This is a genomic window from Marinobacterium sp. MBR-109, from assembly GCF_040547565.1.
Lineage (GTDB): Bacteria > Pseudomonadota > Gammaproteobacteria > Pseudomonadales > Balneatricaceae > Marinobacterium.
In genome coordinates, this window is sequence record NZ_JBEPPZ010000015.1 from 26,230 (window position 1) to 51,374 (window position 25,145).

The 25,145-nt window shown below is 52.1% G+C and carries 29 protein-coding genes; 1 reads left to right on the forward strand and 28 read right to left on the reverse strand.

The window, feature by feature from the left end; translation table 11 throughout:
• Positions 1 to 563: 563 nt before the first annotated feature.
• From ABIE60_RS15400 to ABIE60_RS15490, 19 genes are all read right to left on the reverse strand, one after another.
• Positions 564 to 2,312, reverse strand: a complete 1,749-nt coding sequence (locus ABIE60_RS15400; RefSeq protein WP_354470407.1) for an asparagine synthase-related protein — start codon at positions 2,310 to 2,312, stop codon at positions 564 to 566.
• Positions 2,313 to 3,752, reverse strand: coding sequence for an MOP flippase family protein (locus ABIE60_RS15405; RefSeq protein ID WP_354470408.1), 1,440 nt, complete (start codon positions 3,750 to 3,752; stop codon positions 2,313 to 2,315).
• Positions 3,749 to 4,936 carry a TDP-N-acetylfucosamine:lipid II N-acetylfucosaminyltransferase family protein gene (locus tag ABIE60_RS15410; protein ID WP_354470409.1) on the reverse strand — a complete coding sequence of 396 codons (1,188 nt, stop codon included), beginning with the start codon at positions 4,934 to 4,936 and terminating at the stop codon, positions 3,749 to 3,751. The genes ABIE60_RS15405 and ABIE60_RS15410 overlap by 4 nt, the downstream gene beginning before the upstream one ends.
• Entirely contained in the window at positions 4,937 to 5,653 is a 717-nt protein-coding gene (locus ABIE60_RS15415; protein WP_354470410.1) for a dTDP-4-amino-4,6-dideoxyglucose formyltransferase, read from the reverse strand.
• A gap of 48 nt (positions 5,654 to 5,701) precedes the next feature.
• Positions 5,702 to 6,805 carry a DegT/DnrJ/EryC1/StrS family aminotransferase gene (locus tag ABIE60_RS15420; protein WP_354470411.1) on the reverse strand — a complete coding sequence of 368 codons (1,104 nt, stop codon included), beginning with the start codon at positions 6,803 to 6,805 and terminating at the stop codon, positions 5,702 to 5,704.
• Entirely contained in the window at positions 6,802 to 7,674 is an 873-nt protein-coding gene (gene rfbA / locus ABIE60_RS15425; protein ID WP_354470412.1) for a glucose-1-phosphate thymidylyltransferase RfbA, read from the reverse strand. Before rfbA ends, ABIE60_RS15420 begins: the two co-directional genes overlap by 4 nt.
• A 30-nt stretch (positions 7,675 to 7,704) precedes the next feature.
• On the reverse strand, positions 7,705 to 8,775 hold the full coding sequence (gene rfbB / locus ABIE60_RS15430; RefSeq protein ID WP_354470413.1) for a dTDP-glucose 4,6-dehydratase: 1,071 nt from the start codon (positions 8,773 to 8,775) through the stop codon (positions 7,705 to 7,707).
• Position 8,776: 1 nt separating this feature from the next.
• Entirely contained in the window at positions 8,777 to 10,063 is a 1,287-nt protein-coding gene (gene wecC, locus ABIE60_RS15435) for a UDP-N-acetyl-D-mannosamine dehydrogenase (protein WP_354470414.1), read from the reverse strand.
• A 44-nt stretch (positions 10,064 to 10,107) separates the two neighbouring features.
• Entirely contained in the window at positions 10,108 to 11,226 is a 1,119-nt protein-coding gene (wecB, locus tag ABIE60_RS15440) for a non-hydrolyzing UDP-N-acetylglucosamine 2-epimerase (protein WP_354470415.1), read from the reverse strand.
• A 151-nt stretch (positions 11,227 to 11,377) separates the two neighbouring features.
• Entirely contained in the window at positions 11,378 to 11,845 is a 468-nt protein-coding gene (locus ABIE60_RS15445) for a hypothetical protein (protein WP_354470416.1), read from the reverse strand.
• Positions 11,842 to 12,144, reverse strand: a complete 303-nt coding sequence (locus tag ABIE60_RS15450) for a nucleotidyltransferase domain-containing protein (protein ID WP_354470417.1) — start codon at positions 12,142 to 12,144, stop codon at positions 11,842 to 11,844. Before ABIE60_RS15450 ends, ABIE60_RS15445 begins: the two co-directional genes overlap by 4 nt.
• 40 nt (positions 12,145 to 12,184) lie before the next feature.
• A complete protein-coding gene (locus tag ABIE60_RS15455; protein ID WP_354470418.1) occupies positions 12,185 to 12,658 on the reverse strand; it encodes a hypothetical protein in 474 nt (157 codons plus the stop codon).
• Positions 12,655 to 12,954, reverse strand: a complete 300-nt coding sequence (locus tag ABIE60_RS15460) for a nucleotidyltransferase domain-containing protein (RefSeq protein ID WP_354470419.1) — start codon at positions 12,952 to 12,954, stop codon at positions 12,655 to 12,657. Before ABIE60_RS15460 ends, ABIE60_RS15455 begins: the two co-directional genes overlap by 4 nt.
• 45 nt (positions 12,955 to 12,999) lie before the next feature.
• Positions 13,000 to 13,191, reverse strand: a complete 192-nt coding sequence (locus tag ABIE60_RS15465) for a hypothetical protein (protein ID WP_354470420.1) — start codon at positions 13,189 to 13,191, stop codon at positions 13,000 to 13,002.
• Complete coding sequence (locus ABIE60_RS15470) at positions 13,192 to 13,596, reverse strand: DUF2442 domain-containing protein (RefSeq protein ID WP_354470421.1); 405 nt, start codon at positions 13,594 to 13,596, stop codon at positions 13,192 to 13,194.
• Positions 13,597 to 13,712: 116 nt separating this feature from the next.
• Positions 13,713 to 14,132, reverse strand: a complete 420-nt coding sequence (gene hepT, locus ABIE60_RS15475; protein ID WP_354470422.1) for a type VII toxin-antitoxin system HepT family RNase toxin — start codon at positions 14,130 to 14,132, stop codon at positions 13,713 to 13,715.
• Positions 14,104 to 14,493: a type VII toxin-antitoxin system MntA family adenylyltransferase antitoxin gene (gene mntA / locus ABIE60_RS15480; protein WP_354470454.1), complete on the reverse strand. Its 390-nt coding sequence runs from the start codon at positions 14,491 to 14,493 to the stop codon at positions 14,104 to 14,106. The genes hepT and mntA overlap by 29 nt, the downstream gene beginning before the upstream one ends.
• Before the next feature lie 71 nt (positions 14,494 to 14,564).
• Positions 14,565 to 14,816: a DUF2442 domain-containing protein gene (locus ABIE60_RS15485; RefSeq protein ID WP_354470423.1), complete on the reverse strand. Its 252-nt coding sequence runs from the start codon at positions 14,814 to 14,816 to the stop codon at positions 14,565 to 14,567.
• 45 nt (positions 14,817 to 14,861) lie between these two features.
• Positions 14,862 to 16,232: an MBL fold metallo-hydrolase RNA specificity domain-containing protein gene (locus ABIE60_RS15490; RefSeq protein ID WP_354470424.1), complete on the reverse strand. Its 1,371-nt coding sequence runs from the start codon at positions 16,230 to 16,232 to the stop codon at positions 14,862 to 14,864.
• Positions 16,233 to 16,491: 259 nt separating this feature from the next.
• Between ABIE60_RS15490 and rfaH the strand changes: the two genes are divergently transcribed.
• Complete coding sequence (rfaH, locus tag ABIE60_RS15495; RefSeq protein ID WP_354470425.1) at positions 16,492 to 16,986, forward strand: transcription/translation regulatory transformer protein RfaH; 495 nt, start codon at positions 16,492 to 16,494, stop codon at positions 16,984 to 16,986.
• 6 nt (positions 16,987 to 16,992) lie between these two features.
• On the opposite strand, the gene ABIE60_RS15500 is transcribed toward rfaH, so the two are convergent.
• From ABIE60_RS15500 to ABIE60_RS15540, 9 genes are all read right to left on the reverse strand, one after another.
• Complete coding sequence (locus ABIE60_RS15500; RefSeq protein ID WP_354470426.1) at positions 16,993 to 17,466, reverse strand: nuclear transport factor 2 family protein; 474 nt, start codon at positions 17,464 to 17,466, stop codon at positions 16,993 to 16,995.
• A 5-nt stretch (positions 17,467 to 17,471) separates the two neighbouring features.
• A complete protein-coding gene (locus tag ABIE60_RS15505; RefSeq protein WP_354470427.1) occupies positions 17,472 to 18,254 on the reverse strand; it encodes an SDR family NAD(P)-dependent oxidoreductase in 783 nt (260 codons plus the stop codon).
• Positions 18,251 to 18,967 carry a DUF6134 family protein gene (locus ABIE60_RS15510; protein WP_354470428.1) on the reverse strand — a complete coding sequence of 239 codons (717 nt, stop codon included), beginning with the start codon at positions 18,965 to 18,967 and terminating at the stop codon, positions 18,251 to 18,253. The genes ABIE60_RS15505 and ABIE60_RS15510 overlap by 4 nt, the downstream gene beginning before the upstream one ends.
• A gap of 81 nt (positions 18,968 to 19,048) precedes the next feature.
• Positions 19,049 to 20,731 (reverse strand): methyl-accepting chemotaxis protein, encoded by a 1,683-nt coding sequence (locus tag ABIE60_RS15515; RefSeq protein WP_354470429.1) that lies wholly within the window; start codon positions 20,729 to 20,731, stop codon positions 19,049 to 19,051.
• A gap of 202 nt (positions 20,732 to 20,933) precedes the next feature.
• A complete protein-coding gene (locus ABIE60_RS15520; RefSeq protein ID WP_354470430.1) occupies positions 20,934 to 21,407 on the reverse strand; it encodes an RES family NAD+ phosphorylase in 474 nt (157 codons plus the stop codon).
• Complete coding sequence (locus tag ABIE60_RS15525) at positions 21,404 to 21,937, reverse strand: Xre family toxin-antitoxin system antitoxin (RefSeq protein WP_354470431.1); 534 nt, start codon at positions 21,935 to 21,937, stop codon at positions 21,404 to 21,406. Before ABIE60_RS15525 ends, ABIE60_RS15520 begins: the two co-directional genes overlap by 4 nt.
• Positions 21,938 to 21,975: 38 nt before the next feature.
• Positions 21,976 to 24,213, reverse strand: a complete 2,238-nt coding sequence (locus ABIE60_RS15530; RefSeq protein ID WP_354470432.1) for a heavy metal translocating P-type ATPase — start codon at positions 24,211 to 24,213, stop codon at positions 21,976 to 21,978.
• Positions 24,214 to 24,366: 153 nt separating this feature from the next.
• Positions 24,367 to 24,870, reverse strand: a complete 504-nt coding sequence (locus tag ABIE60_RS15535; protein WP_354470433.1) for a GNAT family N-acetyltransferase — start codon at positions 24,868 to 24,870, stop codon at positions 24,367 to 24,369.
• The gene (locus tag ABIE60_RS15540) at positions 24,867 to 25,145 is read right to left on the reverse strand and encodes a type II toxin-antitoxin system TacA family antitoxin (protein WP_354470434.1); all 279 of its coding nucleotides are present in this window, start codon (positions 25,143 to 25,145) and stop codon (positions 24,867 to 24,869) included. The genes ABIE60_RS15535 and ABIE60_RS15540 overlap by 4 nt, the downstream gene beginning before the upstream one ends.

Genomic DNA, 25,145 nt, shown 5'->3' on the forward strand with positions numbered 1-25,145 from the left:
TAAAAATAGATGATATAAGATGCAGTAAACATTATTATGTAAACCAATAAGACTGTAATGATTGATCTTTTTGGCGACAGTAATGTCTGCATGTTAGTAAAAACAACTATAGAAAAGGTCAGAACTAGGCAATAAAAAAGAAACTTTGAGACGATTTTATTTTTACTGTCCTCGTAGAACATAAAATTAAAACTAAATTTTCGAGCCCTAATAAGCTTGTCACTTAGATATGATAGTAACGCATATGTCAAATTACAAAAGGTTGCGAAGATTGCAAATTCAAAAATAAAAGAATTCCATTCACTATTGAGATTATACCAGTACAGCATTGGCATAAAAACAAATGGAATATTAAATAACCATATGAAAATAAAAGGATGATTTTTTGACTTATCTATGATGTAACAAAGTAAGTTTGAGAATAGGAAGAGCAACAAAGCTATAAAAACCAAGAAACACCTCTTATAAAAATAAAAATTTAAATAGACTTAAAATAAATCAGAGACTTAATATGGTGTGGTGTTTATACTTTCAACATGAGAATTTGTTAAACCGTGAATGCTCTATTTTATCTCTTTGACTCTTTTTAAGTATATTTCAATTGTTGAAGCTCTAAGAACCTTTCTACTATAATCTAAAATATTGTTATTTAGATGTGGCTGAACCCATTTTTTTACAAGATCATCGTTTGTGAATTTTTTATACTCAGATGTTTCATAATTTAGAAGAGATATCAGTTGATTAGCAATGGATTTATCACGTATCCAAATAGGATAATCTGTATAGCTAATAGTAGACTTTATTCCGATCCTGCTTTTAATGATTCTAAGGCCTTTTCGAACTGCCCTATGTAGGATACCATGCTTACGTATAACTGCTGCTGGCTTCCCAGTTTGTTGCCACGGGATATCGCGGAAGTATTTCGGAAAATATTTCTGCAGCATTACAGAGTACAAGCGATTATTTGCACGGTACTCGTCAGGAATCGAAAAAATAAGTTCCACAAGATTATTATCAAAGAATGGTTTGCGCTGATCCAACCAAGGCAAGGCGTTAACGGAACCATAGGCTGTAAACCGCCGCACCCTATTCATATGCAAATTAGGCTCAACATAATTGATGTTGTAAAATTCACTATCGATATCTGTCAACCCAGCGTAACGTCCGTAAAATGATTTTGCAGTTGCTGCAGTAATTCTCTGATTCCAAGGTACACGGCTCAAAAAGCCTCCACCGATAATAGCATCCCCACAATAACCATTCAGGTTAACAGCCATATGCTGAGACACCTCTGGTAAAAATTCGCTTCCATGCATATGCATCATGTCCTGCATACCATCGGTGTTCCAGATTTTCTCTTTACGTGGCTCGAACCAATTATCTGAACTAAAGTAAAACTTCTCATGCTGCCAGTTTTTTGAGCGCGAGATCACTTGCTCGGCAATGGTAATGTCGTCACAACTGGGAATCCCGAAGGTATAGGCATAGCCTTTGTAATCCGGATAAAGGTGATCAACAGCCGCAAAAATCGCCCGTGAATCCAACCCACCACTAAGGGAAATCCCGATACGTTCGCTTGGGTCGAATCGGCGCCGAACAGCTTCTATGAACCGTTTACCTAATTCATCTACCGCCTCATCAAACGTCAGGTTTGATGGTTTGGTCTCAGACCATTTCCAATAGTGGTGCTGGTTTACTGTGTCGGTCGCCAAATCGTACTCAATAGCGGTTGCCGGTTTAATCAGCTTGATGTGCTCGAACCATGTGTGCTCACCCATCAGGTAGCCAAGGTCCATAAAGCAATCATAACTGGTTGGATCCAGCTCTTTATCTACGCCTTCAACAGCTAGAATGGCTTTAACTTCACTGCCCCAGGCAAATACGCCATTTTTGTGGTACCAGTACAGTAAACGCATGCCGAAGCGATCGGATATTAGCTTAAGTTTCCGAGTTTCTGCGTTGTAAAGCGCTGCACAGAAATAACCATCCAATCTGTTCAGGCACTTATCCAACTGTTGGCTAGTCTCAGCGGCTAGAAGTAAATTAGAAAGACTTGTAGCCTCTAAACCAAGTTCATCAGCAACGCCACTCACATTGTAGGCTTCGCCTTCAATCCACAGTACGTTGTTACCATGCCTTGCGGGAGTTGCTGCTTCACCAACCTGACCGGTATGTACTCTCGAAGCGCCCACATGGTCATCATGGAACAGCGAGTCCTGTATAAAATGGTCATACAGGTACATGGCATCAGCCATTTTATCGAGGTTGGCTTTTGCATTCTTGCTATTTGCTACACCGTAGATTCCAGGCATTTATGAATTTCTCTTAAGCATTTGAAACATTGGCTTTTCGAACAGGTACAGATAGAGGCTATAGAACAGGGCGCAAACCAGGCCCCCAACGAAAATACGGAGTAACGCATGGCTCACGCCGATCAGATCTGTTAGTGATGTACCTAGCCAGCCTATACTCATGACAACAACGAACAGCTTTAAAAAGTGCTTCACAATGGGTCTATATTCAACTTTTGCGATTCGTGCAATCAACATATGCCAGATCATGCCCACTGTTAACGACAAACCCAGAAGAACATAAACAGCGGTATGAGCCGATGGAGAGATCAGCAACCCAATGGTCAGCCCAGTGACTATTGAAATAGCCCAGATAACGTTCCACCAGAAGCCGACATCCGCTCGCCCCAGTGCGAGAATAATGGCACCACCCGGATTGCCCAGGGCTTTCATAATTCCTACCAGCGCAAGCGCGGGCAGCAAATCCGCTGTAGCACTCCACCCCTCACCGAAGACAACTCGCACCACTTCTTGAGAGAAGAACAGCAGAAATGCCAGAAGCGGCATAGTGATAATAGAGAGAGCTTTAACATTGAAACTGTAATAACGATTCAGTGCAGCGGGGTCGTTCTGAAGCTTGGAGTAAACCGGGAAAGCCACTTTATTGACGATCGGGTTGATTTTGGCCAAAGGAAAGATGATCAACTGCCATGCGAGGTTGTAAAAACCTGTCGCATTCATTCCCACCAACTTACCGATCATAAGCTTATCGGCATTGGCGCTGATGTAATTGATCGACCGCTCTCCCATCTGATAAAGACCAAACCCGTAAAAACCGCCCAGCTCAGAATGCCGATAGACCAGAGAAGGTTTGTGATAGTGGCGCAAACCAACCCAGAGAAACAGCGCACTTGCCAACCCTGCCTGAGTAAGCATGGCAACGACCAGTGTGAGCACACCAACGCCTTGAACCGCAAGAGTTATAGCAACTGCAAGTGCAGCGATAGCGGCAACAATATTGATAGTTTCCATAGTGCAGAAATCCAGCTCTTTCTGGCACAACACCCTGTACTGGTTTCCTATTGCCACCAGCACGAACACGCTAGACAGTATGGCCATCAGGCCGGTGATTCTGGGCTCGTCATAAAAGTCCGCCACAAGCGGCGAGATCGCTAGCACAATGAGGCAAAGCACTACACCAGAAGCAATGTTCAACCAGTACAAACTGGAAAGCTGCGTGTGAGTGATGTGCTGGCGCTGTATGATCGCATTACTGATGCCCATATCTTGGAACGCTTGGCTGAAGCCTATAACAACCATCATTACGGCCATTAATCCGAAGTCAGCCGGGTCCAGAAAACGAGCCAATATGGCCATCTGGGCGAACTGAAGTGCAGTAACGATGAACATTGAGGCGGTTGTCCACTTTACTCCGCCCAGGGCTTGTTTTTTAACGCTCACACACTGCCTCTTGGCATACGATTGCTTTTATTTGCAAGGCTCAATGCACGCGCTACAAGCGCCTTTGTACGAGCAATACCGGACTCTCTTGACCAGTAATCACTCACTAACCGCTTATTGCGCTCTTTTTCTTCAGTGGATAGCGGTGTGTCTAACAGTGAAATGTCTTTTTCCAGTTCTTGTACTGATGAAATCTCAACGCCTAAATCTTTAAGAAACGGAAATGTCGGGTTCTCTTCACGCAAGAATACACGCGCACCCAGATACAACATGATTACAATATTACCGACCGCTTGCTGGCGTTTATGATTCATAATCACATAACCACATTGCTTGATAGTAGCTACATAATCTTGAATAGGCATAAAGTCTTTCAACGGATTAAAGTCCGAACCGAAATATTTTTTACCCAGCGCTATAATCTTTTCACCATATACTGTATCGCCATAGCTGAGCGGCGCTATAACTTTACGATTTTCAACACCTATTTTAACCAGGAAATCAAATGTTTCTTTATGATTGCAGGTCAATGAAGCACTATTGCCAACCAGGATTGCATTGCCATCTATCTGCTCGCCTTCAAAACCTTTAATGAGATGATCTTCCATGGTACCGTAATTCCAGCGCGCATGTTCCGGGAAGCTCTGCCAGTTACGGGACCTTAGCACCATGTCGTATTCATTCGGAAGAACGGGTGAAAAAAACGAAAGTCTTTCTATAGCCTTTTCCCTGGACTTGGAAATACCAGCGAATTTAAATGCAACCCGAAGCACCTTACTAATTGTCGATCGAATTATCGATTTATAGCTTTGTGCAGCAACCTTTTTTGTTTCACCCAGCAATAGATTAGTTGGATTATCAATTAAATCATAATAATCATAACCCCACCCAATCCATACTGTTGATAATTCATCAGGAACATTGAATATTTCTGGGTATAACAGATCGCCAAATGAATGGAAAATTACTAAATCATATTTTTTATATTCTGGTTTTCCGACTCGCGGTCTTCTTATCTGCGAGACTGTATACTTTATATGGCTGTATTTTTTTAGCTTGGCATATTTTAGATTTTTTGATTTCGATATGATTATAAAGTTATTACTTTCTGGAAATGCTTTCTCAAAAACTGTATAAGCCTGATCTATAAACTTGTTATCTGAAGCAATATGAAGAATCTTCATTCACTTAATCTTGATATTTATAGACACAAAAATATTTTTACCATCATCTCCCTCAAAAAAAGCATTATCATAACCATCAAATGTCATTGCCCGCAAATAATCTATAGCTTCTTTAAAAGTAACTTTTTTTTGGAGATCTATCTCACAAAGTTTTTTAAAATCGGTGATTGAGTTGTAGTTCCCAACCGAATCCAATTTTTTTTCTTCATATTCAAATCTTATAAGCCTATCGATCCACTTATTAAACAACTTAAACTCTTCAGATAGAACACGATCATAGACTGACTTTGATGTATCCCAATCTCTAACATCTACCTCTACTTGATCTATAACCGGGCCATGGTCTATTTCTTTATCCATTCTGTGCAGTGTAGCACCAACCGGTTTACCATTTATTATTGAGAAAACTTGTGGAAACCAACCTCGATTATGAGGATTTAAGCCAGGATGAAAATTAAAACACGGTATAACACTAACAAGGGCTTCAGGAAAAATCTGCTTACAGTGGCATGAAACCCCCAGGTCAAATTCCTCACAAAGAGATCTATAGCTTGACGTTATGTCCAACTCAGAAATAAGACCGCTATCAATTTCATCTTTGAATAAAGACACCCCTTTCGGGGAACAAAAAATTGCAATTTTTTCCGTCCTTTTTTTTCTCCAAGCGTCTAAAAAACTGAACCACTTCCTGTTGTCAGTTACAAAAAAAACATTCATAAGAAAACCCATATAAATTAGGATCGAACCTCTTATCAAAGACGTGCGTCAAAGACCCAAGCCATTCAAGATCATATTTACAATACTTTTTTGGTCCAACTCGGATAATTCAGCATAAACTGGCAAGCACAGAATGCGACTTGCAATATCACGAGAAACGCACATGGATTTTTCCGAACTAATACCAAGATTTACCTGATCAAGCGACGGGTAAAAATAGCGCCTAGCTGTGATGCCGAATTCACTTAGTCTTTTTTTTACCGCTAATGCCTGTGTCTCTGATTCAAAAACTACCGGCATATAGGCATGGTTTACGCTAGCTTCTGCGTGTCGCTTTTGCCGCTGAAGTGAAGATGGCAAACACTCATCGTAACGAGCTTTTACAGCCGCACGCGCATGGAGGTTAGCCTCTATCTCATCCAGCAAACACAAGCCCATCGCCGCCTGGAATTCATTCATCTTGGCATTAATACCCAGCTCTTCAATGCGTTCCGGGCCGGTAATGCCAAAGTTGATCAGCTTTTTGGCACGCTCAAGGTCTTCTTTGTGCTTGAAAACGATCGCACCGCCTTCGATGGTGTGAAACAGCTTGGTGGCATGAAAACTCAGGGTTGCGGCGTCACCATAGCTAAGCAGGCTCTGTTGTTTAAACCTGACACCAAAGGCGTGCGAGGCGTCATACACCACTTTTAAACTGTGGCGAGCAGCAATACTGTCAATCGCTTCCACATCACAGGCATTACCAAACACATGCACAGGCACAATCGCGCGAGTATTGGGCGTGATTGCCGCTTCGATTTCCACAGGGTTCAGGCACCAGCTTTCCGGGTCAATATCCGCGAAAACCGGTTGCACACCCTCCCATTTAAGTGAGCTTGCGGTCGCTATAAAGGTAAAGGGAGTCGTGATCGCTTCAGGTGTAGAATAACGGTTACTGTCGGCAATACCCAGTGCGCGATATGCAATTTGTAACGCCAAAGTGCCGTTGGACACCAAGAGCAGGTTGTCCACACGCAAGTATTCTTCCAGTCGCCGGGTCAGCTCTTGCACCAACGGGCCATTATTGGTGAGCCACTGTCGCTCATAAATGCCATCCAGATATTTATTTAGCTTTTCCCGATCTGGCAGATAGGGCTTCGTTACAGGAATCACGATTTTTCACCCGCAAGTGCCATCAAATACTGGCCATAGCTATTTTTGCTGAGCGCGGCGCCCTGCTCTTTCAACTGCTCTTTGGTGAGCCATCCGTTGTTAAAGCCGATCTCTTCGAGACAAGCAACCTTGTAGCCTTGTCGCTTTTCGATGGTTTCAACAAACTGCGCGGCTTCCAGCAGGCTTTCATGGGTGCCGGTGTCCAGCCAGGCAAAGCCACGGCCCAGCAGCTCTACGTTCAAATCGCCGCGTTCAAGGTAAGCCTGGTTGACGCTGGTAATTTCCAGCTCGCCACGGTGTGAGGGTTTTACCTGCTTGGCGATTTCCACCACGTCGTTGTCGTAGAAGTAGAGGCCGGTCACGGCATAGTTGGACTTGGGTTGTTCGGGCTTTTCTTCAATGGATATCGCCTTGTTGTTTTCATCGAAAGCGACCACGCCAAAACGTTCAGGGTCTTTAACTTGATAGCCGAATACGGTCGCGCCGGACGTGCGGGCAGCCGCCTGTTTCAGCTTGGGCGAAAAGCCCTGACCGTAGAAGATGTTGTCGCCCAGTACCAGGCATACGCTGTCATCACCGATGAATTCTTCACCGATGATAAAGGCCTGCGCCAAACCGTCCGGGCTGGGCTGTTCGGCGTAGCTGAGTTGAATGCCAAAGTTGCTGCCATCGCCTAGCAGTTTTTCAAAGTTGGGCAGGTCTTCGGGGGTGGAGATGATCAGGATGTCACGGATGCCCGCCAGCATCAGTACCGAGAGCGGGTAATAGATCATCGGCTTGTCGTAGATCGGCAGCAACTGCTTGGACACGCCTTTGGTGATCGGATACAAACGGGTGCCGGAACCACCGGCGAGGATAATGCCTTTCATGGTCTGTCCTTGTGACGGAATGAGTTGCTATCAGAGCTGCCCAAGGCGCTCACGCTGGTAGGTGCCATCCTGCACGCGGCGGCACCATTCCAGGTTGTCGAGATACCACTGCACGGTTTTGCGGATGCCGGACTCGAAGGTTTCTTCCGGTTGCCAGCCCAGCTCGCGCTGGATTTTGCTGGCGTCGATGGCGTAGCGGCGGTCGTGGCCGGGGCGGTCTTGAACGTGCGTGATCAGGTCGCGGTAGCTTGTTTCAGCCGGGGCAAGCTCCTGCAGGATATCGCAGATGGTGTGGACCACTTCGATGTTCTGCTTTTCGTTATGGCCGCCGATGTTGTACGTTTCGCCTACTTTGCCTTCGGTAACCACCTTATACAGTGCGCGCGCGTGGTCTTCCACATAGAGCCAGTCACGGATCTGGTCGCCCTTGCCGTAGACCGGCAGTGGCTTGCCTTCCAGCGCATTGAGGATCATCAACGGCACCAGCTTTTCCGGGAAGTGATACGGCCCGTAGTTGTTGGAGCAGTTGGTCACCAGTACCGGGAAGCCATAGGTGCGCATCCAGGCACGTACCAGATGATCTGAGCTGGCTTTGCTGGCCGAGTATGGGCTGCTGGGGGCATAGGCAGTCGTTTCAGTGAACAGGTGCTGGGTTGCATCATCCGCTTCTGCCGGATGCGGCAGGTCGCCGTAGACTTCATCTGTGCTGATATGGTGGAAGCGGAATGCCTGTTTGCGAACATCGTCCAGCCCTTGCCAATAGCTGCGTGCGACTTCCAGCAAGGTATAAGTGCCGACAATGTTGGTTTCGATGAACGCAGCCGGGCCATCGATGGAGCGGTCTACATGACTTTCAGCGGCCAGGTGCATGATGACATCGGGCTGATGCTCGGCAAACACCCGCTCCAACTCGGTGCGGTTACAAATATCCACCTGCTCGAAATCATAACGGTCAGAACTGACGACTTCACGCAGGTTTTCAAGGTTGCCTGCATAGGTGAGCTTGTCGACATTGACGACGCTATCCTGAGTGTTCTGGATGATGTGGCGGATAACCGCCGAGCCGATAAAGCCGGCACCGCCAGTGACGAGGAGTTTCATCTTAGAAAATTCCTCTTGTATCAATAACTTTGTAGGTTTGATCCAAGCTCGAAGCAGCCTGTTGTTTGAACTCTTGATGATCGACCAGCAGCACTTTAATGGCGGCTGATGCATCTGCCGTCGCACTGGACACCAGTTCAAACTGATCTTTCTGCGTTGCAGGCAACATTTTGATATTAGGTTCAACCGCCAGCACCTTGCCCGGATGCTCTGCTGCAATTTTCTGTGTAATCGCCAGCGCGGGGCTTTCACGCAAATCATCAATATCCGCTTTAAATGCCAAGCCATAGCAAGCAATAGTGACATCCTTGGCTGTTTTATCCGGGTTTTCCTGCAGGTATTCAGCCACTGCCAGTTTGACCTTATTGATCACCCATTCCGGCTTACTGTCATTCACTTCACGGGCAGTGCGAATCAGTCGCGCCTGTTCAGGGGTTTTACTTACAATAAACCAGGGGTCAACGGCTATGCAGTGGCCGCCGACACCGGGACCGGGCTGAAGAATGTTTACACGCGGATGGCGGTTTGCCAGCGCGATCAGCTCCCATACATTGATATCCAGCTCGTCACAAATAATGGAAAGCTCATTGGCAAAGGCGATGTTCACATCGCGGAAGCTGTTTTCCGTCAACTTGGCCATTTCTGCGGTGCGGGCATTGGTCACGACACACTCGCCTTCCACAAAAGTTTTGTAGAGCGCACAGGCCTGCTCTGAGCATTTGGGCGTCATGCCCCCAACCACACGGTCGTTCTGTACCAGCTCACGCAGCACATGGCCTGGCAGTACACGTTCTGGGCAGTGGGCAATACGAATATCCGAGCCTTCACCATGGGTCTGCGGGAAAGTCAGATCCGGGCGTGCTTCTGCCAGCCATTCTGCCATTTTTTCGGTCGCGCCTACGGGCGAAGTGGACTCCAGTATGACGAGGTTTCCAGAGGCTAGCACAGGTGCAATGGCTTTACTGGCCGCCTCGATATATGACAGATCAGGCTCAGGTACCTGCCCTTCCTGTTCGCTGGCTTTTTTGAAAGGGGTGGGTACCGCTATCAAAAACGCCTCTGCAGGCTCTGGCGTGGTTGTAGCCTTCAGGTAACCCTCACTCACCGCCGCATGCACGACCATATCAAGGTCCGGCTCAACAATATGTATTTCACCCCGATTGATGGTATCGACCGCATGCTGATTGACATCGACACCGACGACCTTGATTTTGCGTGAAGCAAATACAGCTGCTGTCGGCAGGCCTATATATCCCAGGCCAATAACGGAGATGGTGTTAAATTGCATGAAGTGTCCTTATAACGCGGTGTGATCGCAAAATTGGTTGGGGCTCAGCCAAGAGCGTTCAGAATACGCTGACAGGCTTGCCCATCGCCGTAAGGGTTATGCGCCTTGCTCATGTGCTGATAGGCGGCTTCATCAGTCAACAGTTGTTTGACTTCCCGGCAAATTCTATCGACATCTGTACCTACCAGTTTGACAGTACCGGCCTGAACCGCTTCTGGGCGCTCTGTAGTCTCTCGCATGACCAGAACCGGCTTGCCCAGTGAGGGGGCCTCTTCCTGGATACCGCCAGAATCAGTCAATATAAGGCTTGCGTGTGTCATCAGGTAGACAAACGGCAGGTAATCCTGCGGCTCAATCAGATGAATGTTATCCACACCCTTGAGCAAACGGTTGACCGGCTCCTGAACATTCGGGTTGAGGTGCACGGGGTAGATGATTTGGCAGTCAGGATGCTCAACCGCAATGCGGCATAGTGCTTCGCAAATACGCTCAAAGCCACCACCGAAGCTTTCACGGCGGTGCCCCGTTACCAGAATCATGCGTTTGGATGGGTCCAGCATTGGGTATTGGCTGGCCAGCGACTGGCTCAGCTCGGCGTCGCTGTTGATTTTGTCACGCACCCAAAACAAGGCATCAATGACCGTGTTGCCGGTGACGCTGATCTGATCCGCCGCAACGTTTTCAGCCAGCAGGTTGGCTTTGGACGTATCCGTAGGGGCAAAGTGATAGCGGGTAATGGCACCTGTCAGTTTGCGGTTTGCCTCTTCAGGCCAGGGTGAATAGATATTGCCGGTTCGCAGCCCTGCTTCCACATGCCCAACAGGAATCTGCTGATAGTAGGCTGCCAACGCCGTAGCAAAGGTGGTAGCCGTATCACCATGAACCAGCACCACATCAGGCTTGAACTCATCCAGTACAGGCTTCATACCGGTCAGAATGGCGGTGGTGACATCGTTCAGGCTCTGTCCCGGCTTCATGATGTTAAGGTCATAGTCGGGTGTGATCTCAAACAGCCCCAACACCTGATCCAGCATTTCGCGGTGTTGGGCGGTAACACAGACTTTGGCATCAAAGCGGTTGTCGGCTGCAAGTGCATGCACCAGCGGTGCCATTTTGATTGCTTCTGGACGGGTGCCGAATACGGTAAGTACTTTCTTGGTCATTGAATCAGTTCACGCGCCTGCGGGCGCTTCCTTTCTTTTGGGCGGGTGTATGGAGTGGGCCGTTATGCAGCGTTGGATAGGCCCACATAGCCGGTGCCGGCGATGGTGATGTTCATGTGTTGGTCCGTAGAAAGCTGGGGCAGAGTAAAATTTACTGCTGGTAACGCTCTGCAAAGTTGCTGACACCCTTCAAGATGACCAGCATCCGCTCGCTTAGCCTGAGAGCTTTATTCAGCAGGCTGGCCTGTATGTCGGACTCTTCGGGGTAGTCGTGCGCAAACTGGTTACGCATTTCTCGCAGTTGCAGCCATTCGTTGGCGGATTCTATGGCGCCAATTTTTTCAAGCCGGTTCAGCTTGTCAATAAATGCACTTAGCTCGCCCTGCTCTTGGGTCAGCTCCAGTACCGCAGGTAGCAGTTTAGCGCCCATGGCATCCTGTAGCTTGGAAAAGCGCACGATGAACTGGTCAACGATGGCCAGTTCCAGTGGTGTCAGTTGCGCCCGCTTTTCCGGTGTCAGCGGGACATGGGGCTTTAGCTCGGTCATGGCCCAATTCAATCGTTCTGCATGAGTGTTGCAGATGTCAAGCGCACCTTTGTAGGCGATATCGGCTTTCACAAGGCGATCCCTGTTTCCTGTGCCACGCGGAATATCGGCAGGCCGGTACTGTGATGGCGGTTGATGACCAGGTCGATTTTCTGTTCACCCAACAGCCTATGCAGTTCAGCCATGGCGTTGAGCCTGGCATCGACCAGCTGGTCTGCATCCGTCATTTCCGGCTCGATGTAGAGATCGATGTCACCACCGCGGGCGTTGTCATCCACACGCGACCCGAACAACAGAATGCGGCTGTCCTGGCCGAAGTAACGGCGCAGCGTGGTGACGATGATCTGTTGCTGATTAGGGGTCAGGCGCATGGGTAAATTGGGGTCAGAGTAGAATTCATCTGCATTGTCATCAGTTCAATGCTGTGGCTTGTTCAACCAACTTGTCAGCAAACCGCTTGAGCATATCGATATTCGCAGCTGCTGTGCTTATGGCATCGTACAGGGTGCGGGCGTTTTCGATGTATTCGTGAATCATCTGATTACGCAGCTGACGCAGTGCTACCCACTGGTCGGTGGATTCAAGCCAACCATATTTTTCGGCTTTGTCCAGGTTGATCAGCAAGGCCCGGTCTGGCTCGCCAAGCGCTTTTAGCAATGCAGGCAGCAATTTATCGCCTAACGTGTCTTGCAGGCGGCAGAAGCGACTGGTGAAGGCTTCAACACGTAATGCAAGCTCCGGTTTTGTATCGAGCGATTCGATCGCTTCATATGTCAGCGCATCGTTAAATACTTGCTGCGCCGCGTAGTCTAGGTGGCGAATTTCTTTGTCGACCACACGGGTCAGAAAGCTCAGTCGTTCCTGCATTGCGCTTGGGGCATTCACAAGGTTATTCCTGTTTCTTCGGCGATCCGGTGAATGGCCGCTTTGGGTGTATCGGGCGTATCCAAAACCACATCGATTTTGCGCTCACCCAGTTGCCTGATAATGCTGGCTTGCAGCCGGGCAACATCCCAGGCGGGGTGTTCGACGGTGTGTGCCACTTTTATCATAAGGTCAATATCACCACCCTTGGCATTGTCATCTGTGCGCGAGCCGAACAGTATGACTTCAGCGTCTGTGCCGAAGATGGCGTTAACGGCGGATTTGATGGCGTGTATGGCGTGTGGGGTTAGGCGCATGGGTGATTGATGTCGGCTTCAAACTCTACTGCATACATGATTTTTTCACTCGCCGGCGTGTGTTTCTGCTGCAGGTGCATCATCTCCTTTGAAAACGATACGACCGTTTTCATCGGTCACGTAGTAGTGACCGAGCTTGCGTTTTTTCTCTAGCTCTTCTTGTACGGCATGCGCCAAACTGGCCAACAGTGTGGATGACGAGTAGGGCTGAGGAGTTGGTGTCAGAGTAGAATTCATTTACTCATCTCTCATCGCCTTCTGGATGTCCAGCGCGTCTTGCCCTGAGAAGCTCTTGATCTCGGTGTTTGAAAAATTGGGACCAGAGTAGAATTCCTTCAGACAGTCCAGCGACTCGGTACTATGCCCTTTACCTGCCAGCAACTCCTGCATGGCAGCGGCAGTTATTTCGTTTGGTTGCGGGGGCCCTTTGAGCATTGCCTCAATGCTGAGGTGGTAGTCGATTGCGGGCCACTCTATGCCGGTGCCGTCACAAATGAAGCAGTAATCACGGATTACCTTTACCGGTGCTGCCTCCAGCTCCGGATACCATTTCATTGGAGTTGAGATGATACGACCGTCTTCAAGCTCAACATGGAGATATGTATCGTCAAAGTGAACGTTTTTACCTGTAAAACCACTCATTTCATACCTCCAGAAAGCCTGGTATTACGGTAGGCATTCCGTTGCCTCTAGTTCAGTGTAAAGGGTTAAGCATCATGCAGAAATTGGAGCAGAAATTGGGGTCAGAGTAAACTTGCCTATCCTATCAAGTGCCGTACAAATGCGAACAGGTCATGATGAAGGCGGCCATTGATTACGTCCATAATCCGCGCTGATTCAATGTTCAGGTAATCGTGCACCAGCGCATTACGCATACCGATCACTTTAGGCCACTCCAGCTTTCCTGCGTCCTCCCCCTGCTGCCGCAACAGATCGAATGCCTGACGCGCATCACTGGGTACTACTTGTCCTTTGCTTTTGATTGCCTGCTTGGCTGTACCGATGCAGGCTTCGATTAGCAGCTGGAGATTCCGTTCGGTCGCGCGATATACCAGAGGCGTAAATCTGTTCGCGGCAGCCAGGGCTTCAATCTCGGTGAACTCTTCCTCCAGCCGGGCCAGGTGTTCACGCATGGCATCGCAGTAGATCTTATCCGTAATGACGCCGGTGGTATTCATGGTCGATCTCCCACATTGAGGTAATCCGGTTTTCTTCCTTGGCCAGGCGCAGACTGTCTTTCACCATTAACGCTTTGCCGGTGGTGATGATGCTCAATGCCAGCGGCAGTGGGACGTGGTTGATGTCTGCAACGGATATCACGCCCTCGGCAACACCCAATTCATCGGCCCATTCCATTGCCAATAGTTCCGGCTGGAGACGGCGAGCCCAGGAGTTTTCCGGGAAGTGGTTGAATGCCACCGCCAAATCATAATCGCTGTTTGCCTGCTCCGTGCCCTTGGCGCGAGAGCCGTAGAGCCACAACACTGCAATGTTGGGGTTTGCACGGGCAAGCTCGATGATGCGGGAAATTGAGGTCAGAGTAGAATTCCTTCAACGTCTGCGCCGAAGATGGCGTGTATGGCGTGTGGGGTTAGGCGCATGGGATCAGACTAGGCTACCTTTTTTGCGTGTGTGTACTCATACAACCTGGCTGGTGACAGTTCCAGGCCATTTGGCCAGCATAAGGCGCCGCAGTCGATAAATAGTCTCTGCGCGTAGGCTGTATCGTACAGCTGCTGCAGCAGCGTACCTTCATGCTCCGACAGGTACTTCTGCAGATCGAAAACAGCCGTTGTGCCATCAGAGAACTCAAGTGTAATCGATGATTGGCTTGTGTAATGGACATTGAGAATTTTAATCATGATCTGCGCCTCTGATGCGTTCAAGAGGTTCAAAGTGCTGTGCCTTCATGTACGAAACTCAGTACCCTTCGGACAAACACCCTGCAACGTTTCTTTCAACGCCTGCTTCGCGCCCTTGTCCCCATGCACCAGCCGTATCTCGCGCGGTTTGTGCCGCATGCCCTTGACGAAGCTAACCAGTCCCTGCTGATCGGCGTGGGCGGAGTAGCCGCCGATGGTTTCGACGCGGGCGCGGATGGTGTAGCGCTCGCCATCGAGTTCAACCCAGCCGCCTTGCGGGCCGTATTGCTGTATATCCCGCCCCGGTGTGCCTTCGGCCTGGTAGCCCACAAATAATACATCGTGGCGTTCGTCGCCCAGCATCGCCTTGAGGTAGTTGACGATGCGACCGGCGTTGCACATGCCGCTGCCGGCGATAACGATGGCCGGGCGGCCGGACTGGGCCAAGTGGTGCACCATTTTCAGGTGTTCGTGGTGGCTGTCGACCGTCAGCAGGGTGTCGAAGGCCAGTGGCTTGCGGCCCTGCTTGAGCCGGGTGTGGGCTTCGTCATCCCAGAAGGGTTTCAGCTCACGGTAGGCGGCGGTGAACCTTGACGCCAGTGGCGAGTCGAGGATGACCGGCAGTTCGCCGTTGAGCAGCTCTTCCAATTCGTACAGCAACTCCTGAGTACGGCCGATGCTGAAGGCCGGGATCAGGACGGTGCCGTTGTTGTGCAGTGCGCGCTCGATCGCTGCCTTGAGCCGGTGTTTGCGCGTGGCGCGGCTCTCGTGGTTACGATCGCCATAGGTGCTTTCAAGCACCAGAATATCGGCTTTGTACGGCGCTTTCGGGGCCGGCAACAGCGGCGTGTGACTCGCGCCCAGATCGCCGGAGAATACGATGCGCCTGCTTTGCTTTGTACTTTCTTTTGTACTTGGCTGGCTGACGTCAACCTCAACATAGGCAGAGCCAAGAATATGCCCGGCGCGCTGCAGCCTGATCTGTACTGTGTGTTCCGGCGTATCCGACAGGGTGAACCACTGCTTGTACGGCAGCGCGATGATGCGTGACTCGATTTCCGTCAGGTAGCGTTCGACTTGTGCCTTGTCGCGGCTGATGCCCAGCTTGAAGGCGTCTTCCAGCACCAGTGGCAGCAGTTTGGCCGAGGGCTGAGAGCAGATGATGGTCCCGTCAAAGCCGGCGGCCAGCAGCCAGGGGATGCGGCCCACATGGTCGATGTGTACGTGGGTGGCGATCAGTGCCCTGACGCGGCTGATATCAAAATCGATGTTGTGACGTTCGCGGCTGTTGCCGTTGCCCGCTTCGCCGCCCTGAAACAGGCCGCAGTCGATCAGCAGGCTGGTGGTGTCATCAATGTGCAGCTGGTGGCATGAGCCGGTGACGCCATCCTGAGCGCCGTGGTGATCAATCTTCATCTGGCAGTTCCTTTTGCCTGTGCATCCTGTACCTACGCACCTTGAGGCGTTTCAGACACGCTACCGCCCGGAGGTTCTCTCGGGCAATCCTCAACACCCCTGCCTTGTTTTGTACCGGCACGCATTATATATGGCGTGGGCTATCATACCGCCCCCCGACAGCTTTGCAATTACAGCCGTCATACAGCCGTTTCAATATAGTGCCTGCTGTTTCGACTCTCCATTGGTAGAATAAAAAACGGTTCAAGCGAGGTGCCCGATGACGGATTTCAGATGGTATGTGGTGCAGTCCAAGCCGGGCCAAGCTGAGCGCGCGGCACAGGAGTTGCAGAATCAGGGCTTTGAGGTGTTTTGCCCCACCATTAAGGTGGAGCGTATACGCGGCGGCAAGCGGGTCGAGAAAGTTGAACCGCTGTTTCCGGGTTATGTGTTTATTGAGTTGTCGGAGCTGACCAGCAACTGGCGGCCGATTCGCTCTACCCGCGGCGTGGCGCGCATTCTGACCTTTGGCGACAAGCCTGCCGTAGTGCCGGATGATGTGATTGAGAACCTGCGTGATCGGATGCGTGTGCAGGCCGAACTGCACAACCTTGAGCCACAGCAACCGGTACGCATTGAAGAAGGCCCATTCAGCAACCTGAATGCGGTATTTTTGGAGTATGACGGCGAGAAACGCGCGTTCCTGTTGCTTGAGCTGCTGGGGCGCTGGCAGAAACTTTCGCTGCCACTGAGCGCCTTTCGCAAGCAGGACTAGCCCGGATCACTGTGCCGGCGGCAGTGCCATTTTGCGCTTGATCCGCCGCAGCAGTGACCCGATCAGCGGCAGCTGCAGGTAAACTGGGGCACTGTCCCAGTAGTCCAGGTGTTCGGCCACCCTGCCCGTTTCATCCAGCCGGATACGGCTGCTGCCTTCCACTTTCAATTCACCAATCACCGGCACCTGAGCGGCAAACTGCCAGCGCAGCCAAGCGCAGCGGTTGGCTTCGTGCCAGCACACTTCCAGCAGTTCAAAGCCGGGCTTGCCGGTGCGCTCGAACATGTCGTTCAACAGCGCCTTGACCGATGCCGGGCCGTAAAGGTCATTGAAAGGGTCACGAAAGTGCACCTCATCCGCCAGCAATGTGCACAGGTAATCCACCCGATCAGGCGTCAAGCCGGCGAAGGTTTCGGCGTAGTGCCGGGCCTGCAGTTCGGCGGCGCCGGTTTCTGTACTGATGGCTTCAGTGTTGGTCAATGCAGTCAAAGCCCCGTGCCGCGTTTGATCAGTTTGAAGTAGAGCCAGTAGGGTAGCATGCGCAACAGTGCCAGCGTACGGGCGAAGCCGCTTGGAAATCGGATTTCAAAGCGGCGACTACCCAGCCCTTTTACCAGCTGGTAGGCGGCCTCTTCCGGGCTGATCAGCTGGGGCATCTCGAATTCGTTCAGGTCTGTCAGCGGGGTACGCACAAAGCCGGGGTTGACCACCTGCAACTGTACCCCACTGCCCTGCATCTCAATCGCCAGCGCCTCACAGGCATTGATCAGCGCCGCCTTGCTGGCGCCATAGGCGGCAGCGGTGGGCAGACCACGGTAGCCCGCGAGTGAAGCGACACAGGCGATTTGCCCCTGCCCCCGCGCGCGCATGCGTGGAATCACCGCCTCCAGCCCCGCCATTACGGCCAGGAAATTGATCTCCATAAGGTCACGGCAGGTTTCGACCGAGAGCTGATCCAGTGGCATCGGCTGGTGGTTGCCGGCATTGAAGATCACCAGATCAGGCAGGCGCCATTGTGCCTCGATCCGGTCCAGCGCCTGCTGGTTGGCACCGAGCTCAGTGACATCCATCGCCAGCGGCAGGATACGCCCGATGTAACCGGCACTTTTGGCGTCATCCGCCACCTGCTGCAACACTTCAAGCCGACGCCCACTGATCACTACATCACTGCCCTGCTCTGCCAGCCTTAGGGCCGTGGCCCGACCAATGCCGGTACCGGCACCGGTAATCCAGACCAGGGGCCAGCGCGGAATTCCGCTGATATTCATGGTGCCTCCTTACGCGCCAAATAGGCCGATTCAGGCTGTAACCGCACACGGATGCGGCTGCCGTCGCGGGCACTGAACTCCATGCCCAGCCAGCGGCCGTTTTGATCGTACCAGCTGTGAGTATCGTCCAGATCACCTCCCAACTGGTAGTGAGTGGCCACTATTGAATCGTTGCCAAACGACAGGGTTTCACGTCCAAGATCGGTAACATTCAGCTGACTGACCTGACCGGTCAATGTGTTCAGCAGCTGTTGTTGTTGCGGCAGGTGTGGGTGCCAATGGTTTGAAGTGAGCAGTTGCTGACCCAGCAGATCACAGCCTGCAGCCTCAACACGGCACAGCTGATTGTTCTGGCGCTCGATGCGATGCTGTGTCCGCTTGCCGTCGTTATCAATGCTGACACTGAGCTGCTGCAGCTGCCCATCGGCCGACCACTGCTCGCTGGCCGTGTATTCAAAGCGGTAGTTAAACAGTGCCAACACCCTTATCTGCAACACCATCTCGACATGCACCTGCAGCTGATCAGGTTGCTGATCGAACTGCAATCGATAATGACCGATGGTTTTACCCTTGCGCTCAACCGTATAGAGCGCCTCAGCGCCGTACAGATCAAGCGGGGTCTGGCCCGCAGGCAAGGCAGCGGCCCGACCGGTTGCTGGCAGCATGCCCAGCAGCAGTATGGCTGATAACAGTATGTAGTGACATGCGCGCATAAAAAATCCCCCGTTGACTGATACGCGCCCAGGGTGTGGGCGGTTCAGTCAACGGGGGATAGATGATTACTGCGGCGCGGGTTATACCCTGAAACGGGATACCAGCTGGTTCAGGCGTGCTTCCAGCTCGCCCATCTGGCTGGCGGTGCCGGCCAGCTCTTCCGCATTGTGCGTGGCCTTGTCAGCGATATCGGCAATCTGCTGTACGCTTTTGCTGATCTCGTCAGCCACGGCAGTCTGCTCTTCCGCTGCACTTGCGATCTGGGTGTTCATTTCGGTGATGGTGCTGACCGAGTGGGTGATCTGCTGCAGCGAGCTGCGCGCCTCATCAGCCCGCTCAATGGTATCGCGACTTTGCGCCTGCGAGCTTTGCATCTCGCTGACTGCACTGCGTGCACCGGACTGCAACCGTTCGATCATGCGCTGAATTTCATCCGTGCTCTGTTGAGTACGGGTTGCCAGGGTGCGCACTTCGTCGGCAACCACCGAGAAACCGCGCCCCTGTTCTCCGGCCCGAGCCGCTTCGATTGCAGCGTTGAGTGCCAGCAGGTTGGTCTGCTCAGCAATGGAGGAGATGACGTTGATCACTGTGCCGATCTGATCGGCATCGGTGCCGAGGCTGGCGATGACGTCTGCCGAGCGGTTTACATCATCCGCCAGACGGTTGATCGATTCGATGGTGTGTTCAACCACATTCTGGCCATTGACCGACTCGCCATCGGCCTCACGGGCGGCATCGGCCGCCTGTGCAGCACTGCCGGCCACCTGCTGTACTGCTGCCGCCATTTCATGAATGGCGGCGGCGGCCTGAGAGGTTTCACCTTTCTGCTTATGGGCATCCTGGTGGGTCTGGCTGACCACATGCTTCATCGATTCTGTGGACTGACTCAATGAGCGCACCGCGGTTTGCACTTCGCGTACCAGCTGCTGGATTTTTTCAACAAAGTCATTAAAGCCCCGCGCCACATCACCGACTTCATCATCCGTTGCAACCGGCAGGCGCTGTGTCAGATCACCTTCACCGCGCGAAATATCCTTCAAAGCCGCCGCGGTTTGCTGCAACGGGCGTACCATACGCTGCGCGACATACAGGGTCACCAGTGATACCAATACCAGCAGGATCAGGGCTGACAGGCCGATAATACCCAGTGTCGCATTGACCGATGAGCGCACCTGGTTTTCAAGCTGTGCCACCGCAGCATCGATATCATCTATATAGAAGCCGGTACCCAGCAGCAGATCACGCCCCGGTACCATCTCGGCATAGCTCAGCTTGGGCGCCTTGGTGCCGGTGTCCGGCTTGTCCCAGACATACTCAACATAGCCGCCACCGTTTTTGGCTTCAGTGACCAGGTCGCGAATCAGGGTGACCCCGTTGGCATCACGGAAATCCAGCATATTGGTGCCGATCAGTTTGGCATTACCCCCATGGATTTTGGTCACACCATCACTGCCGTAGCCGAAGATATAGCCATCGCTGCCGAACCGCATGGCATTCAGCACCTCGGCGGCACGCTCCATCTTTTCGGCCTCACTCAGATCCTGGCGGGAAAACAGCGGCTGAACCGCGCTGATCGCCTGCTCAATGTAATGCCGCAACTCGGTTTGCTTGGTGACCAGCATATCCTGACGGATGCGCTCCACCTCTTCGTCACCCATCGCCAGCATCTGCACCCGAACAATGATCATGATGGCCGCAACCACCAACAACAGGGGCACAAGAGACAGCAGCAGCAGCTTGCCCTTCAGTCTGAGTTTGCTCATCTTTAATCCTTACGTAGGCAGGGGGTTTAAAAATGAGCGTAGTGTACTGCAAAACATTCTGTTGTTCTAATAAACATATGTTTTAGTCTTAGCATTGATCTATCTCAATGCAATATTTATGAAAGACTATGGACACACATCTCACCGAAGCGGAAAACGGTTCAATTGCAGCCGGTACACATTCAGCGTTGTGGTATAAAAATCAGAGAGTCAGGCGTGGATCGTAGTCAAATTCAGTGATTGCTCCGACTTTGATTTTGCTGATATCAGGGTGCGCTGGATTGAGCAGGTAGTTGTACTCGCCATGGATTGCAGCACTGGGAACCTGCATAATCAGCGAGATCTCATCCTTGACCCAATTATCCCCCACATTTCGAACAGCACTTGCCAGCTGGGGGCTGTTCCAGTTATCAGGCAGGTCGTTCAGATCGATATGTGTGACCAGCGCGGCATCAAAGCTGACTTCGAGCTTGGCATACTGCCGCAGAATGTCTGGACGGCGCAGATGCACGAGCAACTCCAGCGCTGCCTGGGCAAGACTGGTACCGAGGTACACAACCCGAACCCCTTTGCTGTTCCAACGACCACCATACAGAAATGCCCCCTCACCAGAAAGCATCGCTTCGGGCGTGCTCGCAAAGGCTGGGTCAGCAATACGCCAACCCGATAGCCTCAACTGAATACCCCATGGCGGATACGCCCAATCAGATCTTCAACATCACGCGCTCCCATTTCTGTACTGGCGTAATACATGGGGGCTTCACCCTGTAACAGGTCATGAGGTGTCTGCAGCCACTCGACTGCAGCCGCATCGTCGCCCTGCATCATTTCAAGCGCAAGGTCCTTGATTCTGGCAAGGCGTACAACGCGATCCGATTCATCAACATGCAGGTAGCCCTCTTTCTGACGCCGCCTCAGGGTTGCAATTGACATGGAAAGACACTTGGCCATCTCTGCCCGAGTAGTTGCATAGGCGTCTTCAAGCATCTGGACTGAAGCGGCAGGCAGACCATCACGAATACGACCAATGATTGCACTGTGGTCGTTATTACAAATACCCGTTACGACGCAGACCAGAGTAGAACCCTGACCTGACCGCGTAACCTTTTGCGCCTGGCGCTGCGAGACAGGCCGAATACTGCCTGCCCTTGGCGCTTTCGCAGTAACAGGCCCTTTTTTCGGAGTTGCGATATGCGCCGCTTCCATTTGATCACCTCGAACTATTCAGATGAACAGCTTAGTCACTACGATGAACGATGGCAAGTCAATGCAATATTCCTAAGGCGCCTGGCATTGGTTACCACGGTGACTGAAGAAAGCGCCATGGCCGCGCCCGCAATGGCCGGATTAAGCAGTAGGCCCAGCAGCGGGTACAACACACCCGCCGCCACCGGAATGGCCAGGCTGTTGTAGATAAAGGCACCAAAAAGGTTCTGTTTGATGTTGCGCACCGTTGCCCGCGAGATGGCGATGGCATCCACCACTGACGTCAGGCTGGAACGCATCAGGGTGACATCGGCGGAGCTGATCGCTACATCAGTGCCTGATCCCATGGCGTAGCCGATATTGGCCTGCGCCAGCGCGGGCGCATCGTTGATGCCATCACCCACCATGGCGACAATCTTGCCCTCTGCCTGCAGGTCTTTGATTACCTGCTGTTTCTGCTCAGGCTTGACCTCGGCGATGACACGGTCGATACCCGCCTGTTTCGCGATCGCGTTGGCGGTGCGCGCGTTATCACCCGACAACATCACCACTTCCAATCCTTGGCGATGGAATTGAGCCACTGCTTCGGCGCTGTCTTCGCGCAGCGGATCGGCTACCGCGAGCAACATTACCGGCTGTTTGTCCACCGCCATCCAGATCAGAGAGCGCCCGGCCTCACTGAAACGCTCGGCGTGGGGCTCAAACTCAGTGGTATCAACCCCCTGCTCTTGCATCCAAAGCTGATTGCCCAGCAGTATGCTGTTGCTTTCGACTTCGGCCTGTACCCCACTGCCGGCGGCGGCTTCAAACGATTGGGTATCTGTCAGCGTAACCGACTTGCTACGGGCATATTCAACCACCGCCTGCGCCAGCGGGTGCTCTGAGTGCTGTTCCACACTGGCGGCCAGCCGCAGCAGCTCGGTTGCATCACCTTCGCAGTGCAGATCAACAACCTTGGGCTTGCCTTCGGTGAGGGTGCCGGTTTTGTCCAGTACCAGCGTGGTGATCGACTGTGCCTGCTGCAGCGCTTCACCGTTGCGGATCAGTACACCGTGTTCAGCTGCTCGCCCCACGCCCACCATCACTGACATCGGCGTTGCCAACCCAAGGGCGCAGGGACAGGCCACGATCAGTACGGTCAGAGCCGCCACAATGGCATAGGGCCAGGCCGGGGCCGGCGCCAGCCAGAGCCAGAGCACGGCAGTCAACAGCGCGATCACGATCACAATCGGAACGAAGATGGCCGAGATACGGTCGGCCAGCCGGCCCAGGGCAGGCTTGGCGTTCTGCGCTTCACGTACGGTGGCCACAATCTGCGCCAGTACGGTTTTCTGCCCCACAGCGCTGACTTCGATCAGCAGACTGCCCTGCCCGTTAACGGTACCGCCCGTGACAAGGTCACCAGGCTCGCGCTTGACCGGTACCGGCTCGCCGGTGAGCATGGACTCATCCACATGACTGCTGCCCTCCAGCACCTTGCCATCGACCGGGACCCGCTCGCCGGGACGAATGCGTACATGATCTTCCGGCAGCAGCATTGCCACCGGTACTGACTTGCTTTCGCCATCGCGTACCCGCATCGCTTCACGCGGCTGCAGATCCAGCAGCTTGCGCAGCGCATCGGTGGTATTGCCGCGCGCGCGGCTTTCCAGTGCCTGTCCCAGCAGGATAAAACCGAGAATCATCACCGCCGCTTCGTAATACAGGTGCATGGCGGCGTCAGGCAATATGCCGGGAGCGATCGCTGTGATGATCAGCAACCCGGTGGAGTAAACCCAGGCGGTGCCGGTACCCAGCGCAATCAGGGTATCCATGTTCAGATCACCCCGGAACAGCCCTTGCCAGGCCCCTCGGTAGATGTGACCTGCGCTGTAGATCATGATTGCCAGCGTGACCACACCCAACGCCACACCCTGTGCCATACCGCCCGCTGTGTTCAGGTCCGGCATCCAGCCGATCAGCATGGCCAGCATCAACACACCGCCTACTGCGAGTGCGACCAGACTTTTACGCAGCGTCAGGCGATAGGCTTCACGCTCATGCTCGGCCCGTTTTTCATAGTCATCCTGATCCTGCATCAAGTCGGCACCGTAGCCGGCCGCTTCCACCGCCTTGATCACCACACTGGGGTCGGCATCGGTCTGCACCGACGCGGTACGGTCAGCAAAATTGATCGCGAAGTCCTGAATGTCTTCGGTACTGTTGAGGGATTTTTCAACACTGCGCACACAGCCGGCGCAGCGCACGTTGTGCAGGGCAAACTGATAGATGGCCATCTTGAACCTCATGTCATGGTGTTCGATGGCTTAAGCATAAACCCTGAAGTGGGGTGTAGGGTCAAGCGGGATATATTGACTGAGCCGATTAGAACAACGTATTTGGCTCATATAAAATCATAAAAGCCATGATTCTGAGCCGAATAAGGCGTTTTAAGCCAACAGATGCTTAAGATCCTTCAGCAGAAGATACAGGTGATACGGGTCAGTGGGGCTTGGCTCAAACTCCCAGGATTTATACCACTGCGCTGCCTCATCGTCCTTTGCGTGAACCAACAGACACCGTATACCCGCAATCTCAGCCGCCTGCGCAGTGCGTAGAAGAGCATCCTTGAGCAGGGCTTGCCCCAGACCTTGACGCTGATGCTCTGTATCGACAGCTAAGCGGGCCAATATCATGACGGGAACCGAATACCGCGCCAAGCCCTTCATAACTCGAGCAGGGGCAATTTCAGGATCAACACTGCCTACCGCCAGACTGTAGAAACCGACTACAACATTACCCCGACAGCAAACATAGGTCTGAGCGCTGTTTGCTTTCTGACTGACCCACGCATACCGCTGTAAAAACTGATTTAAGGCGGCTTGACCACAATCGAACGCATCTACGTGGTCCGTTGCAGCCAGCTTTCGAACGGGTAAATAACGTTCGTTCAATCCAACACTCCGGGCTCACTCAATAGTTTCTTCAGGCGCGGCTTGGATTGCACAGGACGATCCAACGCATCCTGAAATGCCGCCCATTGCTGCTCATCCAGCACAAACTGCCGACGATCCGCCAGTGTTTGCGCAGCGGCCGTCACACCTGCATCGAGTAGAAACTCACTGACGTTTTTGTGGCTCGCTCGAGCAGCTTCCTGCAACAGTTGCTTAACCAACGTACTGGCACGAACATCTATACGCTCTGTTTTTGAATGATTTGTAGCACCCAT

What these genes read in the sequence shown, in the direction of transcription:
- ABIE60_RS15400 (WP_354470407.1), bottom strand. Translation starts at nt 2,312, where the DNA reads ATGCCTGGAATCTACGGTGTAGCAAATAGCAAGAATGCAAAAGCCAAC.
- ABIE60_RS15410 (WP_354470409.1), bottom strand. Translation starts at nt 4,936, where the DNA reads ATGAAGATTCTTCATATTGCTTCAGATAACAAGTTTATAGATCAGGCT.
- ABIE60_RS15415 (WP_354470410.1), bottom strand. Translation starts at nt 5,653, where the DNA reads ATGAATGTTTTTTTTGTAACTGACAACAGGAAGTGGTTCAGTTTTTTA.
- rfbA (WP_354470412.1), bottom strand. Translation starts at nt 7,674, where the DNA reads ATGAAAGGCATTATCCTCGCCGGTGGTTCCGGCACCCGTTTGTATCCG.
- rfbB (WP_354470413.1), bottom strand. Translation starts at nt 8,775, where the DNA reads ATGAAACTCCTCGTCACTGGCGGTGCCGGCTTTATCGGCTCGGCGGTT.
- wecC (WP_354470414.1), bottom strand. Translation starts at nt 10,063, where the DNA reads ATGCAATTTAACACCATCTCCGTTATTGGCCTGGGATATATAGGCCTG.
- wecB (WP_354470415.1), bottom strand. Translation starts at nt 11,226, where the DNA reads ATGACCAAGAAAGTACTTACCGTATTCGGCACCCGTCCAGAAGCAATC.
- ABIE60_RS15450 (WP_354470417.1), bottom strand. Translation starts at nt 12,144, where the DNA reads ATGCGCCTGACCCCTAATCAGCAACAGATCATCGTCACCACGCTGCGC.
- ABIE60_RS15460 (WP_354470419.1), bottom strand. Translation starts at nt 12,954, where the DNA reads ATGCGCCTAACCCCACACGCCATACACGCCATCAAATCCGCCGTTAAC.
- ABIE60_RS15465 (WP_354470420.1), bottom strand. Translation starts at nt 13,191, where the DNA reads ATGAATTCTACTCTGACACCAACTCCTCAGCCCTACTCGTCATCCACA.
- ABIE60_RS15470 (WP_354470421.1), bottom strand. Translation starts at nt 13,596, where the DNA reads ATGAGTGGTTTTACAGGTAAAAACGTTCACTTTGACGATACATATCTC.
- hepT (WP_354470422.1), bottom strand. Translation starts at nt 14,132, where the DNA reads ATGAATACCACCGGCGTCATTACGGATAAGATCTACTGCGATGCCATG.
- ABIE60_RS15485 (WP_354470423.1), bottom strand. Translation starts at nt 14,816, where the DNA reads ATGATTAAAATTCTCAATGTCCATTACACAAGCCAATCATCGATTACA.
- ABIE60_RS15490 (WP_354470424.1), bottom strand. Translation starts at nt 16,232, where the DNA reads ATGAAGATTGATCACCACGGCGCTCAGGATGGCGTCACCGGCTCATGC.
- rfaH (WP_354470425.1), top strand. Translation starts at nt 16,492, where the DNA reads ATGACGGATTTCAGATGGTATGTGGTGCAGTCCAAGCCGGGCCAAGCT.
- ABIE60_RS15505 (WP_354470427.1), bottom strand. Translation starts at nt 18,254, where the DNA reads ATGAATATCAGCGGAATTCCGCGCTGGCCCCTGGTCTGGATTACCGGT.
- ABIE60_RS15510 (WP_354470428.1), bottom strand. Translation starts at nt 18,967, where the DNA reads ATGCGCGCATGTCACTACATACTGTTATCAGCCATACTGCTGCTGGGC.
- ABIE60_RS15515 (WP_354470429.1), bottom strand. Translation starts at nt 20,731, where the DNA reads ATGAGCAAACTCAGACTGAAGGGCAAGCTGCTGCTGCTGTCTCTTGTG.
- ABIE60_RS15525 (WP_354470431.1), bottom strand. Translation starts at nt 21,937, where the DNA reads ATGGAAGCGGCGCATATCGCAACTCCGAAAAAAGGGCCTGTTACTGCG.
- ABIE60_RS15530 (WP_354470432.1), bottom strand. Translation starts at nt 24,213, where the DNA reads ATGGCCATCTATCAGTTTGCCCTGCACAACGTGCGCTGCGCCGGCTGT.
- ABIE60_RS15540 (WP_354470434.1), bottom strand. Translation starts at nt 25,145, where the DNA reads ATGGGTGCTACAAATCATTCAAAAACAGAGCGTATAGATGTTCGTGCC.